Below are 14,003 nucleotides of genomic sequence, written 5' to 3'. Positions count from 1 at the left end.
GCGGCGGCGCCCACCAGCCGCAATCATGGAGGCATCATCGGCCGCTACTTCAGGCGAACCGGCGCCGACGGCGCCGGTCGGTGAGCAGGAGCACTGTGGTGGCGGCGATGGTCAGGGCCTGGGCGATCACGACGATCGTTTTGTCTCCGAACCAGATCGGCTCGTACATATTGGGCAGCGGCCCGAGTTCGCCGACGTCCACGTAACGGTAGACCAGCACGGCGGCCAGCCCTCCTGCGGCTACCAGCCAGGCGAAAGCGTCAGCCGGTGCGCGGCGCCACGCCAGGACGAGCAGGGCTGCGAGTGCGGCGAGCGCTGCCTCGATCCGGAAGAGTGTGCCTTGGCTGATTGTCGCGCTGACCGCGTCGTAGCGGTCTGCCAGGTGGGCGTGGATGTAGGCGTCCACAGCCAGTCCGACTGCCGCCAGGACACGCGCTGCTGCCCTTAGGGGCCGGTGAGCTGGTCGGTCAGGTGAGGAGTCGGAGCGATCGAACGGCATGGTCTTCTGGTTTTCCCTTCCCCGGCGAGGGCCGTCGGTGGCGAGGTCATCGCACGGTGAGGGAGCCCTTCATGGACGGGTGGATGGTGCAGATGTAGGCGTATTTCCCGCTCTTCGAGGGTGCGGTGAAGGTCAGCGTCTTACCAGCGGCGATGTCGCCGGTGTCGAAGGCCTTGCTGCCCGTGGCGGTCACCGTGTGAGGGGAGGAGTCCTCATTGACCACTGTGACTTTCGCGCCGGGCCTGACGGCCAGGTCGGCGGGCTTGAACGTGAAATCCTTGATCGTGATCCGTGCTTCCTTCGGGAGGGAGGGGGAGACGGACGCGGCGGAAGTAGGGGACTCCGGTGACCCTTTGCTGTCTGAACAACCGGTGGTGGCCAGCAGGCACAGGGCAGCGGCAGCTACCGCTGCCCGCGGTCTGCGGGGGCGCGAAAGCATGGGTTGTCTCCCGGAGGGCTGTTTCGCTGTCGGGTGGGGTCCGCTGCGTGTAAGCGTCCGGTCCTGGCCCCGGATCAAGAGGGTCAGGAAGCTTGTCTCGGCTGCCGCGTCCATGATGCTGCGTTCTGCTTCCATCGCGTCCTGCCTCCTTCACCGTGCCGGACGGCGCTGGCGTCTGGTCCCAGGCTTCAGCAGGAAGCTCGGAGGCACCCCTTGTGACGGTCCGAATGGCCCAGACGGCGCATTCACCGGGTGAACACCCGGGTATGCGTGCCGGGCAACACGCCAAGGTCGCGGTACCGCGCCGGGGGGGCTCACCACGGGCCGACGGCCGCGCGGGCCGTGAGTCCGATGCCGACGATCAGGACGAGGGTGGACGTCGCGATCGGGCCGACGCGTGCCAGTCGCTTGAGCGGCGCCCACCGGGTCGCCGACGAGGTACGCATGCCCACCTCAATGCGGTCGCGCAGCCGTACGAGCAGCAGGCCGGCCAGGGTGAGGGTGGCGGCCATGCCCAGGCCGTAGGCGAGGACCAGGAGAATCCCGAAAGCCGTGCGGCCCAGGGCGATGGCTCCGAGGAGGACGACGAGCGCAGAGGGGCTTGGGACCAGCCCTCCTGCGATCCCCATGCCGATCAGACCACCGCGGGTCGCGCTCCCGGGCGGGCGGGACGCGCGGGCGGGGTCCGGGTGCGGGTGTGCGGGGTGGGCGTCGTCCTTGATCAGCAGGCTTACGGAGCTGTCGCCGTCCACTCCCCCATGGGTATGCCGGTGTGCAGGGGCCGTAGCCACGGCCGACACGCGGGCATCCGCATCGTCAGGATGACGACCGTCACTGAGGTGCGGATGGTCGCTGTGATCATGTCCGTGGCCGTGGTCCTCGTGGCCGTGGCCGTGGCCGTGCGCGTGGTGATGGCCGTGGTGGTGATGGTGGTGATGGGTGGGTCGGTTGAGCAGTGCGGAGTGCAGCAGCCACAGGCCGATTGCCGTGACGAGGAAGCCGCTGGCCAGTCCGAGCCAGGTCAGGACCCTCTCGCCGGCCAGATGGGTGGCGAGAGGCAGGGCGAGACCGAGGACCAGGACGCCTGCCGTATGAGTGAGGGTGACGGTGACTCCGACTGTGACGGCGTCCCTGGGGGTCCCTCTGCGCCCGGCGAGGTAGGCCGCCATGATCGTTTTGCCGTGGCCGGGCAGAGCGGCGTGGGAGGCCCCCAGCACTACTGCGAGCAAGAGTGCCAGCATTCCGACGGGCATGGTCAGCTCACGCGATCCGACGACCGAGTCGAAGGCATCGGAGACCTTTCCCAGAGCGGTCCCCAGCGGGCCGGTACCGGCCAGTGACTCCTGTACGGCGGAGGCCGCGCTTCCCTGGCCGGGTTTGATGCGCAAGCTGGCTGTGCGCTGGTCGAGCGGGGCTGCCAACGGGTCCTGAGGGTAGCGGCGCAGTTGGTCGGTCACCGAGCGGGCGGGGATGTCGGAAACGGTGAGGGCGATGCCCTGACCGCGGGCTGTCATCTCGCGCCAGCCGATTCGTCTGCTGTCGTACGAGGTGCGTGCCTTGAGGTCGGAGGCAGCTCGCAGATCGGCCCTGGCTGTCAGGGTGCAGAACAGCCTGCTGGTCTTGAGCCCTGCTTCACCGGGGTGGTGGGTCAGGGTGGCGCCGGACCGGTTCCAGGTGAGCGGGCGGCCTTCGCCGACGGTGACCTGCAGTTGGCCGGCGAGCTGGGCGCAGCTGCGGTGCGCATACGTTCGGGCTTCGGTCGCGCTGATGCTGTTGTTGTGGTCGACGTCGACAAGTCGGTTTTCCTGGGCTGCGGCGATCTCGGCCCGGTCGACGACCACTGCGGCGTCGACGCGTTCGGGATGAAGGGTCAGCCCGGTGGAGTAGTTGACCGTGAAGTTTCCCAGGGGATGTGCGGTGGCGGTTGGGGCAGTGGCGAGCGCGGCGCTGCTGAGAAGCAGCGTCGTCATGGCGCCGGTAAGGACGCGGCAAAGGGTCAGGTTCATCGGGTGGCGCCGTTTCTGCGGAGCGTGGTGTGCGCGTCGGGCGCGTGCAGCGGGTGGAAGTGCGGGTCGATGGCCAGCGCGCGCTTCAGATCCCGGTGGGCGGCGCTCGTATCGCCGAGAGCTTGGTGGATCTTCGCTCGGTGGTAGTGGAACAGAGCGCTGTGCGTGCCCAGGGCAAGGGCCTGGTTGGCGTGTTCGAGGGCTTGCGCATGGCGCCCGGCCTTGTGGAGGGCCCAGGCGTAGGCGTCGTGCACGGCGATGAAGGGTCTGGTGCGACACGCGGCTGCGGCCATGGCGACGGCTCGGCGCGGACTGCCGTGATCGGCCTCGAAGAGGACCGCGTCCACATCCGCAGGGGCCCCACTGGCGGTGCGAAGCCTGTCGTGGGCGCGCAGCAGCTCGTACTGCGCTTCGGCCTCTTCATGGCGGCCCCGTGATTGCTGGAGTTCGCCGAGCCCGAGGAGGTAGTGCGGCAGGGGTGCAATCGCGATGGCGGCGGTGTAGTCGTCAACGGCTTGGCGCGTGTTGCCCAGAGCGGTGTGGGCTCGGGCGCGCGCTTCCAGAAGCGCGGAGTCGCGGGGCGCCGCGCGAAGCCCGGTTTCCGCTTCCCGCAGTGCTGTGGTCGGATCTCCTGTTTCCAGGGCGAGGAGTGCGAGGTGCGTGCGGGCGAAGGACTTGTCCGCCGTGGCTGAGGCCGCCTTGAGAGACCTGCTCATCAACTCGCGCGCCCGGTGCGTCTCTCCGCGCAGTTCCCATGCGTAGGAGGCGCGGGCGAGTGAGGCGGCGTCCGGCCTGAGATCGGTCATGCGCTGCACGGCGCGGTAGGAGGCTTCGTACTGACCGAGCTGGGTGTAGGCGTCGGCGAGCACACCGTGGGCCGCAGGGCTCGAGGGGTTGCTGGCTGTGGCCTTCTTGGCCCAGTCAAGAGCGCTGGCGAAGTCGTGGCGGGCGGCCTGAAGAGCACCCATGCCGGTGTGGGCCTGATAGTTGTCGGCCGGCTGGAGCTTCAGCGACTGTTGCAGCGCGGACTGCGCCCGGGCGTAGGTGGCGGGGTCCGCGGTCGCACGGGCCTGTTGGACGTAGGCCATGCCGAGACCGGCCCACCCGGTCGGATCCCGGGGCAGTCTTTGCACGTGCTGCTGAAGCGCCTCGATGGACCCCCTCCCCGCTGCTGTGCCGGGTCGGCCTTGGGAGGCAGAGGAGGAGGCGGGTGAGGGACGGTCCGGCGAGAGGCCAACGGCCCCGGCCGTGAACATCGCCGCACCCAGGGCGAGGGCGACCGCCGTATTACGCAGGCGTCTGCGGCCGCGATGCGCGCTTGCGGGGTCAGCGGTCGGGCATGGCACGCATTCTCCCCAGTCGGATGATGAACGTTCGCTGTTCGGGAACGGAGGCCCTGGTGGGCGAAGGGTGTCGCTCCCCCGCCCACCAGGTCAGGCAAGGTCGGTCAGCTGGTGGTGCGGCGTCGCCAGAGGCGGAACCCACCGGTACCGAGCATCAGCACGCCCGCCGCGCCGATCACGGACGCGTGCGAGGTGTTCTTCGCAGTCTGCTGGAGGCCGTCGCCCCCGCCGCTGTTGACGTTCTTGGTGTGCGGCAGCGCCAGGTAGGGGAACCGGCTCCCGAACGGCACCTCATTGGTGTCGACCTTGTCGCCCTCGGCCAGCGCCTGGACGAGCTCGCCGGTCTGCGCGGCGCCCTCGACAGCCTGGAGGGAGATGTCGATGACGTCGTCGGCGAGACGACGGCCGTTGGGGAAGCCCGCCAGGTCGCCGGCGAGGACGCCCAGTCGCTGCGGATTGCCGCTCGGCGGCACTGCCATGTTCAGGCGCAGTTCCTCGGCCGGCACGATCCTGCGGCGAGGCGCGTCCTTGTTCAGGCGGTGGGCGTTGAGGTCGGCCTTGATCGGGCCGCACGCCTCGCAGATCCCGGTCAGGTAGATCTCGGCGAGGTCGTCACGCGGCGCCGGGGGCGCCGGGATGCCGTACACCTTCTCGATGAGCTTCGGCAGGATCGGGTCGTAGACCTTGTCCACGACCGGCTGCACGGTGCGGTCCTGGTCCGGGGAGATGCTGTTGAAGGCGTCCTTGAACTTCAGCGGGACGACGACTTCGTTGACCAGAGGGTTGCCCAGGCGCGACACCTGGCGCCAGCCGCTGTTCGTCTTCTTGTTGCGGCTGTCGGTGACGTTGACCCCGCGGCGTTCCGTCGTCGACCACACCCCGATGACCGGGTTGCGCGCCGTGTTGCCGCGCAGGGCCAAGTGCCGCTTGGGGATCTGCAGCGCCACGGAGTTGACGTTGTAGCCGGCCAGCGTGTCCTGGCCACGCTTGGACAGGTCTCCGCCGTAAAGGAGGTCGAAGACCCGCAGGTCGGCGAAGAACGGGTCTTCCGCCTGCCCGGCGAACGCCTTCCCGCCTCGGGGCAGGTTGCGCACGGCCTGCGCACGCAGGCTCGCGTAGTCGGGCATCGACGCCTCACCGGTGCGTGAGGGTGCCGCAGGCACGTTGCGCAACAGCGTGGACGTGCCGCGCGAAGTGGTGACCGTCAGGTCGTAGAACTGCCGGAAGTTCAGGTCCGGGTCGTTGAGCGAGGTGACCGGCCCGGTGTTGTACAGGAACTGATCAGCGGCGTCGCGGATCCTGTTCTTGAACCGCCAGGTGTACGTGACGTCGGCGCGCCCGTCGCCCGTGTTGTCGATCTCGATGTGGTAACGGGCGTCGTCCGCGAAGGGGTAGAAGTTCGGGCCGCCGTTGGGCTCTTCGAACGGGATCCAGTTGGCGACCAGTGTCACCGTGTCAGGGCGGTCCGGGCTCGTGTACGCGTACACGTCCGTGTTGTCCGCCCGCGGGTCCCCCGCGATCAGCGGAGCTTCGCGGTGACTGGAGGCGGCGCTGGTCCCTGGTGCGAGTGTCATCGCGGCCAGTCCCGTGGCCAGTGCGCCGGCCCCCAGAACGACCAGTGACTGGTCGAGGGCGCGCCGCTTGCGGGGCTTGCGGGTAAGGGACGTCATACCTGGTCCTCTCGGCTGCGAACCCGCCCGGTGCCGACATGGCGAGGCGGGCAGCGTGGGTTCATCACAGGGCGAACGGCGGTGAATCGATCGACCCAGCGGGCGGGACATCAGAACGTGTCCGGGCGGCTTCCACGAGGACAAGGCCCTCGCCGGTCGTGCGCATCACCGCGCATCAATGCGCAAGCGGCATGAAATCACGAGAAACGGAATGTCGTGGGCAGCATCTACCCGTTCGGGTGGCGCCGGTAACAGCGGTTCTCAGTGCAACCGCAGGTCGAGGCACTCATTACGCGACCGTTGGGCATGCAATTTACGGCGACACGACACGCCACCGTTAGGCCACTTGGGAGCCACCCCAGCTCATTTCGATCCACTCACAATAAGGAGACCAAGACCGCGAAACGCCGGACTGCACGAGAATCCTGCCCCATTTGTCGTTCAAGAAGAATGCCATGTAGTCATTCCGCTGTACGTTCCGCAGAATTGCGGACCGGAAGTGGAGGACAGGAGCATGGTGCAGGTGCCCCTCAACGAGTCGCTGCAGCGCTGGGAAACCGGTGAGGAAGCACATCCGGCGGCTTCAGGAGAACGTCCGACACCTCTTCGCGTGTAACGCCCAAGAGAAGCAGCACGTTTCGGAGCGCGTTCTCACATGGATTGCACATCCGCCATGAGCCGAGGAAGCACTCCGGAGGCGGGGAAGCGGATTACGAAGAGGAAGTGTGCTTCCACACAAGGGTTCCGTCCGGCAGGTGCGCTCCGAGGTTGAGGGCCTGTGAACGGATCGAACGCGATCACCCAGTCGGGGCGGCTTCCAGCGCCGCTTTGAGGTTGCGCAGGGTGATGCGGATGTTGGTGCGCTGGAAGTCCGCGAAGGTGGAGCCACGTGTTGCGGCCTTGTCGAACAAGTTCGCCACGAAGTCGGGCCAGGAGCGACGGTCGTCGGTCCACGTCTCCGTCACCTTGGTGCCCCCGGGGCTCGGCTCGAACCGGTACTCCCATGTGGCGATGGGACCTCGCAGCCGCGGTTGTTTCAGGCCGATGGCGTGGACCCGGAACCGGAAGAGCTCATCCTGCTCGGCCGCGGTCACCGTGCATCGGGTGGTCCAGCGGAGCGAGCCGCGCTTGTTGTGGCCGTCGAAGACCATGCCGACGCGAGCCGGTCCCTGCTCGTCCCTGAGAGTGGCACCGAGATTCTCCGGGCTCCAGCGGCCCATCAATGCCGGATTGCAGACGTGTTGATAGACCGTTGAAGGGGTGGCCTCGATGATGACGCTGTCGGAGACGCTGAACGTGCGAGCCATGGAACTCCAATCCTCGGTACAGAAGGTACAGCCCGGTTTCCGCGACATCGGCGGTGCCCTCTCGCCGGCTGCTGTGTGCTGGTGGAGCTGCCCGTTGGGTGCGCCGCTCTAGGGCCTTACCGCGTGTTGAGGGAACGCCGTCTGCCGACCGTGGGCGGCTCGCGAGTAGGCGGTGGTTCCCTGAACCGCGACGGAGAAACCGGCACGCTGCTCGACCGAGCACAGGTGCGGGCACAGGTCACGCCTTGGTCAACCTCCCGTACCTTGGATGTCCTTGATAACGCGGTGCGCACTGAGGACCGGACTGTCGCCGGCCGACGTCTTGGTCAAGCAGGACGGCAGGGACTGTGCCCCGAGGATGCCCGCGGTCAGGGCCGCTGTGAGCCGGTGCCAGGTGCCCGCGTCGCGCAGCATGGCGTGGCCACCGCGGGGCATGGTGATGCCGCACGCCTGTGCTCCGGCGCGCCGGGCGCTGCGCACGAACTCCCAGGAGTCGCGGGCATGGGTGACGCGGTCCTCTTCGTCGTGCAGGACGATCAGCCGCTTGTTCTGCAAGTGTCCGACGGGTTCGCCCGGCGGGCACCATGGTGCGAGGGCCACGACGCCGCTGACGTGGGAGTGTCCGGCCACGCGCAGCGCAGCTCGCGCGCCCATCGAATGGCCGACCAGGACGACCGGCTTGAGCGGGTTCAGCAGTTTCAGCTCGTCGAGGGCCTCCTGCGCGTCGTGGACGGGATCGCTGCGCGATCCGTTCCAACCCCGAAAGCGGTAGCGAACGGAGGCCAGGATCACCTCGTGTCCGGCTGTCGCTTTGAGAATCGCGGTGCCGAAGGGCCGCATGCGCGCGCTCGGCAGATTGAGCAGGGGAGGCGGCGTCAGGGCGTCCGAGCGGCCACCGTGCAGAAGCAGGACCGCTCCCGTGGAGGCGGGCGGCGCGACCCGTAGTCGAAGGGAGTGGTGGCCAGTGCGGCGTCGCTCGCGGTGGGGGGCTCCTGGAGTGTTCATCGTGCGCCTCGCTGTTCGTGGTGGTCGGACCGGCGCGGCGGGCGCGGGAGGAATCCGCTGGTGCGTGCCGCGTACTCGGCGTACCCCGGCCGGTCGGCCATGTGCTCCTCCAGAAGTCGTTTGCCGCTGCCTTTGGTCAGGAGGAGTGTCATCACCACGGGCGAGACGAATGAGATGGCCGCAGCCTGCCAGGTGCCGCAGGCCATGAGGAACAGGCCCCACCAGACGAGGAAGTCGCCGAAGTAGTTCGGGTGGCGTGTCCAGCTCCACAGGCCCCGGTCCATGATGCGTCCGCTGTGAGCGGGGTCGGCCTTGTAGCGGGCGAGCTGGAAGTCGCCGACCGCTTCGAAGACGAGGCCGACCGCCCACATCAGCGCGCCGAGGACGGTCAGTGCCCCGATCGGCCCGGGCACGTACTGGGCGGCCTGGACAGGCAGGGAGACGAACCACACCAGCGCTGCCTGGAGCAGGTACACCTTGCGGAAGGCGTACAGATCGCGGTTGCCCGGGGCTTTGGCCAGCATCCGGTCGTAACGCGGGTCCTCACCGTGGCCGCGTCCGCGCCAGGCGATGTGGGCGGCGAGCCGCACACCCCATACGGCGGTCGCCACGGTGATGAGCAGGCGTCTCGTGTCGTCACCGTGGTCCGCGGACAGGACGTACGAGACACCGGCCACCGAGGTGAAGGCGATGCCCCAGGCAACGTCGACGAGCCGGTGTGTTCCCTTGGCGGCGGCCAGGGCGAAGGTGATGAGCATGACGGCGAGCGCGGCGCCGGCGGCGGGTGCCAGGTTCTCCGTGAAGGCCGACCACGGGTATCCGCTCATGACGACGCCCGCGGCGCGTATTCGGTGTACCCGTGGGCGGGCATGCCGGCGTCGCCGTCGCGTGTGGGGCGGACGGCGAGGATCTGGTCGACGCCCATGCGGCGTTCGGTGAACGCCAGTCCGCTGCCGACGAGGTACAGGCGCCAGACGCGGGCGGTCGGCTCGCCGACCATGGCCACGATGTCGTCCCAGCGGGCTTCGAGGGTGCGGTGCCAGGCGGCGATGGTTGTGGCGTAATGCTCGCGCAGCCCCTGCACTGAACGGACCTCGAGCCCTGCTGCTTCGAGGAGGTCGATCGTGCGGCCGACGGGGCGCATGTGCATGTCGGGCGCGATGTAGGTCTCGATGAACGCCCCGCCTCCCGGGGTGTGTGTGCCGCGGGACATCTGCTGGATCAGCAGGCGGCCGCGCGGTCGTAGCAGGCTGTGCAGACGCGCGGCGAACGCCGGGTACTCGGCGTCGCCGACGTGCTCGCCCATCTCGATCGCGCTGACGGCGTCGTAGCCGCCGCCCTCGATGTCCCGGTAGTGGCGCAGCTCCACCTCCACCAGGCCGGAGAGGCCCTGTTCGTCGATCCGTGCGGCGACGAAGTCGCGCTGCTCACGCGACAGCGTCACCGCGGTGACCTGCACCTTGTACGCGCGCGCGGCGTGCAGGGCCAGTGCTCCCCACCCGCAGCCCACGTCCAGCAGCCGCATACCCGCGCTGAGCCCCAGCTTGCGGCAGATCAGGTCGAGCTTGTCGTGCTGGGCGTCGGCCAGGTGGTAGTCCGGGTCGTCCGGACGGGTCCAGTAGGCGCAGGAGTACGCCATCGAGTCGTCCAGCAGCATCGCGTAGAAGTCGTTGGACAGGTCGTAGTGGTGGCTGATGGCGGCCCGGTCGCGTGCCGCGCTGTGCAGCCGGCCCCGCAGCCGGGCTCGCGGCGCTCCCGGAGCGGGCGGGCGGGGGCCGACGACTCCCAGGCGCAGCGCGGTCGCGGCGACTTCGGCCAGGTCCGTGGGGCGGGGCCTGGGGATCCGGCGCCCTTGTTCGCGTACCTGCTGCCATACCGCGCTCAGGCCGTCCGCCAGATCTCCCCGCACGTCGATGTCCCCGGCGATGTAGGCCTCGGCGAGCCCGAGTTCGTCCGGTCGCCACAGCAGTCGGCGCAGGGCCAGGCGGGAGCGCAGGACGATCAGAGGGCCATGCGGCGGGCCTGCCTCACTGCCGTCCCAGGCCCTCAGCCGTACCGGCACGGGGCCGGGAAAGTACCGCCCGAGGAGCGGGAACAGACGGTTGGCGACGGACGTCATCGGGCTTCTCCCCGGGTGGTCGTGCTCTCGGTCAGCATCAGTTGCCGGACGTCCAGGTAGCCGGCACGGAAGCCGGCTTCCGAGTACGCCAGGTACAGCTCCCACATGCGGCGGAAGACGGCGTCGAAGCCGAGGGCCTGCACATGCTCGGTCTGCTGCTGGAAGCGTTCGCGCCACAGCCGCAGCGTTTCCGCGTAGTGCTCGCCGTAACCGTGGTCCGCGGCGATACGCAGGCCGGCCTGCCCGGATTCTCGGCTGATGGCCGTCATCGAGGGGATGAGGCCGCCGGGGAAGATGTACTTGCTGATCCAGGTGTGGGTACGGGCCGTGTTCAGCATCCGCTGGTGGGGCATCGTGATCGCCTGCAGCGCTATCCGGCCCCCCGGGGCCAGGCGCTCGCGCAGGGTGGCGAAGTAGACGGGCCAGTAGTCGGCGCCGACCGCCTCGATCATCTCCACGCTCACCACCGCGTCGAAGGTGCCTCGCACCTGGCGGTAGTCGCGCAGATCCACGGTCACCCGCTCAGCCACCCCCGCCTCCCGGATGCGGTCCTGGGCCAGGCGTTGTTGTTCGGCGGAGAGCGTCACGGTCGTCACCCGGGCGCCGCGCTCCGCGGCGCGCAGCGCCAGTTCGCCCCACCCCGTACCGATCTCCAGCAGGCGGGTTCCCGGGCCTACGCCCGCCAGGTCGAGCAGCCGGTCGATCTTGCGGTGCTGGGCCGCGGCGAAGCTCTCGCTCGTCGCCGGAAGAGCGGGGAAGAGCGCTGAGGAGTACGACATCGTCGGGTCGAGGAACAGGGCGAACAGGTCGTTCGACAGGTCGTAGTGGCGGCGGATGTTGTCACGGGCCCCGGCAAGACTGTTGCCCTGGTCGGCTGGACGGCGCCGGGCCCACAGGCGGCGCAACCGCCGAAGAGGTCCGGGCACCAGGTCGTCGACGTGCGCTGCGAGAACGGTGAGGACGTCGACGAGATCGTCCGCGGTCCACTCCCCCGCCATGTACGACTCGCCGAACCCGATCAACCCGTCGGCGCCGATGCGCCGGAAGAACGCGTCGGGATCCTTGATGTGCAGCAGTGGCCCGCTTCCGGAGGGGACGGGCTGATGCCCCAGGCGGACCCTGAGCGGCAGTCGCTCGAAGGCGCTGTTCAGGATCAGGCGGGCGGCGGCGGTCCGCGCACGTGAAGTGTGCGGCAGGCGGGTGATGTCCGGCCAAGGAGTGCCGTCGCTCGTCTCGATCGGCTTGGTCCGCTGCGCCGGCAGAGCGACGCGGTTGATGTCACGGGTGGTCGGAGCTGTCACTTCACGCCTTCTTGCGTCCGGAGAGGGGGCGGGGTTGTACGGGAAGTCCGCGCAGGAGCAGGTGCAGGCCGTGCCGGCGGATGCCGGCGAAGACGGCGGCGGTGGACCAGGGGCGGCGCAGGGAGGCCCCCAGCAGCCGCCGGGTCGTCGCCGTCCGGTGTGTTCCGCGGACACTCGCGGTGAACGGGCGCGCGGGGCCGCGGCGCAGCTGGACGGTGAGGTCGAGGTGCCGGCCCGGGAGGGGCAGGCGCATGCGGTAGGAGCCGTCGACGGGGAAGAACGGCGAGACGTAGAAGTCCTTCGACACCTCGGCTCTGCCGGCTTCGTCGGTCCGCAGCAGGTAGCAGTGTCGCTGCCCGTAGGTGTTGTGCACTTCGGTGACCACGCAGACGAGAGCGCCGGTGCGGTCGTGGCACCAATACACGGTGATCGGGTTGAAGACGTACCCGAGCACGCGCGCGTGCGCGAGCATCAGCACCCGGCCTCCGTCCAAGCACACCCCTTCCTCAGCCAGGTAGGCACCGAGCCCGTCACGGATGGAGGTGGCCGACCCAGCGAAATGGTCGCGTGGATCGAAACAGGCGAGAGGACGAAGCAGGCGCGGCAGCACTGGCATGCGGTCCAGGTCCACCAGCCACATGTACGTGTGGTGAGTGAAGCTGTGGCTGAAGGGCGCGGTGCGAGCGTGGGAGACGACGCAGTCGTAGAGTGCGGGCACCACTGGCAGGACTGCCGAACCGGACGTCGCCGTCACCACCGCGCCCCCAGGGCGGCTGCGGCTTCGGCCCCCGAGCGGCAGCCGTCCTCGTGGAACCCCCAGCCGTGGTAAGCCCCGGCGAACGCGGTCACGTCCGTGTTCAGCCGCGCCAGGCCCTGCTGCGCGGTGATGGACTCGGGCGTGAAGACGGGGTGCTCGTACACCATGCGTGCCACCACCTTCGCCGGATCGACCCGCCCGTCTCCGTTGAGGGTGACGAGGTGGTCGTTGCCGGCGCCCAGGTGCTGCAGTCGGTTCATGTCGTAGCTGACCTGCACGGCGTCAGCAGGCGAGTCGCAGGACGGCATGAAGTAGTTCCACGACGCCCGTGCGGCGGTGGAACGGGGCAGCAGTGCGGTGTCGGTATGCAGCACCGTCGGATTGCGGGAGTAGCGGAACGCTCCGAGCAGCCGCTGCTCGTCGTTCGTCGGGTCGGTGAGCAGCCGCACCGCCTGATCGGGGTGGACGGCGATCACCACGGCGGCGTAGTCCTGGGCGTCGCCGTCATCAGTGGTCACCCGTGCACGGTCCGCGAAGCGCCGCACACCTCGTACGGGGGTGCCGGTGCGCACGGTGGTGAGCTGTTTGGCGATCCGGTCCACGTATTCCACGGACCCGCCGGTCACCGTCTTCCACTGCGGGGAGCCCGTGACGGACAGGAGGCCATGGTGTTCGAGGAAGCGGAACAGGTAGTGGGCGGGGTACTGCATCGCAGTCTCGGGCGGGCAGGACCAGACCGCCGATACGAGCGGTACGACGAAGTGGGAGACGAAGTAGGCCGTGTAGGCGCCGTCGTCGAGGAACTGGCCCAGGGTGTGAGCCGGTTCGCTGCCCGAGGCGAGGACGCGGCGGGCCTGCCTGTGGAAGACGGGTACCTGCGCGAGCAGCCTGAGAAAGCTCCCGCGCACCGCGTTGCGTCCGGCGAGCAGACCGGCCAGGCCGCGCGCTCCGGCGTATTCGAGGCCGCAGCCCTGGCAGCGCACGGACATGCTCATGTCGGAGTCCTGGGTGGTGACCCCGAGCTCGGCGAACAGGCGGAGCAGCAGCGGGTAAGTCCGTTCGTTCTGCACGATGAAGCCGCTGTCGACGCGGAGCGGCCGGCCGTCCCGCGAGCGCAGCTCGTGCGTGTGCGCGTGGCCACCGAGCCTGGTGTCCGCCTCGTACAAAGTCACGTCACAGGTTTTCTGCAAAATGTACGCCGCGGTCAGGCCGGCTACGCCTGAGCCCACCACTGCTATGTTCCGCCGCTGCATGGTTCTCCGTCGTTCGTTGTGTGTGTCGCGTCACCGACTGCGGCCGGGTCAGCACCTGTTCGCGGCACCGGGTGGATCGGATCGGTCCTGGATCGGGTTCGCCGCTGTGACGTGCCACTCGGGCGCGGAAGGGGCGCCGGTGTGCGGCTTGACGTCCGATGCGGCCCGCACCGTGTGCCCGGCGCCGGAGTGGTCGTCGCCCCGGCGAGTGGCGAGCGTGTCCACGATGAACAGGCCGCGTCCGCCGCTCGCCACAAGGCAGCAGGCGCCCGCCGGCTGGTCCCTGCCTGCGCAGGGACCAGCC

12 protein-coding genes and 1 pseudogene are annotated in these 14,003 nt (G+C 69.0%); all 13 read right to left on the bottom strand.

Going from position 1 to position 14,003, the window contains the following annotated elements:
- Positions 1-49: 49 nt before the first annotated feature.
- On the bottom strand, positions 50-406 hold the full coding sequence (locus ACWGH0_RS12950) for a hypothetical protein (RefSeq protein ID WP_453404221.1): 357 nt from the start codon (positions 404-406) through the stop codon (positions 50-52).
- 139 nt (positions 407-545) lie between these two features.
- Positions 546-1,073: a cupredoxin domain-containing protein gene (locus ACWGH0_RS12945; protein ID WP_453404220.1), complete on the bottom strand. Its 528-nt coding sequence runs from the start codon at positions 1,071-1,073 to the stop codon at positions 546-548.
- A 179-nt stretch (positions 1,074-1,252) separates the two neighbouring features.
- The gene (locus ACWGH0_RS12940) at positions 1,253-2,908 is read right to left on the bottom strand and encodes a nickel transporter (protein WP_453404219.1); all 1,656 of its coding nucleotides are present in this window, start codon (positions 2,906-2,908) and stop codon (positions 1,253-1,255) included.
- 32 nt (positions 2,909-2,940) lie between these two features.
- The gene (locus ACWGH0_RS12935; protein WP_453404218.1) at positions 2,941-4,032 is read right to left on the bottom strand and encodes a tetratricopeptide repeat protein; all 1,092 of its coding nucleotides are present in this window, start codon (positions 4,030-4,032) and stop codon (positions 2,941-2,943) included.
- Between the two features lie 359 nt (positions 4,033-4,391).
- On the bottom strand, positions 4,392-5,957 hold the full coding sequence (locus tag ACWGH0_RS12930) for a DUF4331 domain-containing protein (RefSeq protein ID WP_453404217.1): 1,566 nt from the start codon (positions 5,955-5,957) through the stop codon (positions 4,392-4,394).
- Between the two features lie 797 nt (positions 5,958-6,754).
- Positions 6,755-7,264 (bottom strand): SRPBCC family protein, encoded by a 510-nt coding sequence (locus ACWGH0_RS12925; RefSeq protein ID WP_453404216.1) that lies wholly within the window; start codon positions 7,262-7,264, stop codon positions 6,755-6,757.
- A 249-nt stretch (positions 7,265-7,513) separates the two neighbouring features.
- A complete protein-coding gene (locus ACWGH0_RS12920) occupies positions 7,514-8,269 on the bottom strand; it encodes an alpha/beta hydrolase (protein WP_453404215.1) in 756 nt (251 codons plus the stop codon).
- Positions 8,266-9,096, bottom strand: a complete 831-nt coding sequence (locus ACWGH0_RS12915; protein WP_453404214.1) for a DUF1295 domain-containing protein — start codon at positions 9,094-9,096, stop codon at positions 8,266-8,268. Before ACWGH0_RS12915 ends, ACWGH0_RS12920 begins: the two co-directional genes overlap by 4 nt.
- A complete protein-coding gene (locus tag ACWGH0_RS12910) occupies positions 9,093-10,388 on the bottom strand; it encodes a class I SAM-dependent methyltransferase (RefSeq protein WP_453404213.1) in 1,296 nt (431 codons plus the stop codon). The genes ACWGH0_RS12915 and ACWGH0_RS12910 overlap by 4 nt, the downstream gene beginning before the upstream one ends.
- On the bottom strand, positions 10,385-11,689 hold the full coding sequence (locus ACWGH0_RS12905) for a class I SAM-dependent methyltransferase (protein ID WP_453404212.1): 1,305 nt from the start codon (positions 11,687-11,689) through the stop codon (positions 10,385-10,387). Before ACWGH0_RS12905 ends, ACWGH0_RS12910 begins: the two co-directional genes overlap by 4 nt.
- Positions 11,686-12,446, bottom strand: a pseudogene (locus ACWGH0_RS12900) (DUF1365 domain-containing protein). The gene ACWGH0_RS12905 and the pseudogene ACWGH0_RS12900 overlap by 4 nt, the downstream one beginning before the upstream one ends.
- The gene (locus ACWGH0_RS12895; protein WP_453404211.1) at positions 12,440-13,699 is read right to left on the bottom strand and encodes an NAD(P)/FAD-dependent oxidoreductase; all 1,260 of its coding nucleotides are present in this window, start codon (positions 13,697-13,699) and stop codon (positions 12,440-12,442) included. Before ACWGH0_RS12895 ends, ACWGH0_RS12900 begins: the two are co-directional and overlap by 7 nt.
- A gap of 48 nt (positions 13,700-13,747) precedes the next feature.
- A partial coding sequence (locus tag ACWGH0_RS12890) for a hypothetical protein (RefSeq protein ID WP_453404210.1) occupies positions 13,748-14,003 on the bottom strand: 256 nt, incomplete at its 5' end.

It is taken from the genome of Streptomyces sp. NPDC054887 (genome assembly GCF_053610585.1).
Note: the sequence above shows the minus strand (reverse complement) of the source record. Positions and strands in the feature narration are given on the sequence as shown.

Excerpts from the sequence above, each read along its gene's own strand:
- ACWGH0_RS12945 (WP_453404220.1), bottom strand. The coding sequence starts at position 1,073 with ATGGAAGCAGAACGCAGCATCATGGACGCGGCAGCCGAGACAAGCTTC.
- ACWGH0_RS12940 (WP_453404219.1), bottom strand. The coding sequence starts at position 2,908 with ATGACGACGCTGCTTCTCAGCAGCGCCGCGCTCGCCACTGCCCCAACC.
- ACWGH0_RS12935 (WP_453404218.1), bottom strand. The coding sequence starts at position 4,032 with ATGGCCTACGTCCAACAGGCCCGTGCGACCGCGGACCCCGCCACCTAC.
- ACWGH0_RS12930 (WP_453404217.1), bottom strand. The coding sequence starts at position 5,957 with ATGACGTCCCTTACCCGCAAGCCCCGCAAGCGGCGCGCCCTCGACCAG.
- ACWGH0_RS12925 (WP_453404216.1), bottom strand. The coding sequence starts at position 7,264 with ATGGCTCGCACGTTCAGCGTCTCCGACAGCGTCATCATCGAGGCCACC.
- ACWGH0_RS12920 (WP_453404215.1), bottom strand. The coding sequence starts at position 8,269 with ATGAACACTCCAGGAGCCCCCCACCGCGAGCGACGCCGCACTGGCCAC.
- ACWGH0_RS12915 (WP_453404214.1), bottom strand. The coding sequence starts at position 9,096 with ATGAGCGGATACCCGTGGTCGGCCTTCACGGAGAACCTGGCACCCGCC.
- ACWGH0_RS12910 (WP_453404213.1), bottom strand. The coding sequence starts at position 10,388 with ATGACGTCCGTCGCCAACCGTCTGTTCCCGCTCCTCGGGCGGTACTTT.
- ACWGH0_RS12895 (WP_453404211.1), bottom strand. The coding sequence starts at position 13,699 with ATGCAGCGGCGGAACATAGCAGTGGTGGGCTCAGGCGTAGCCGGCCTG.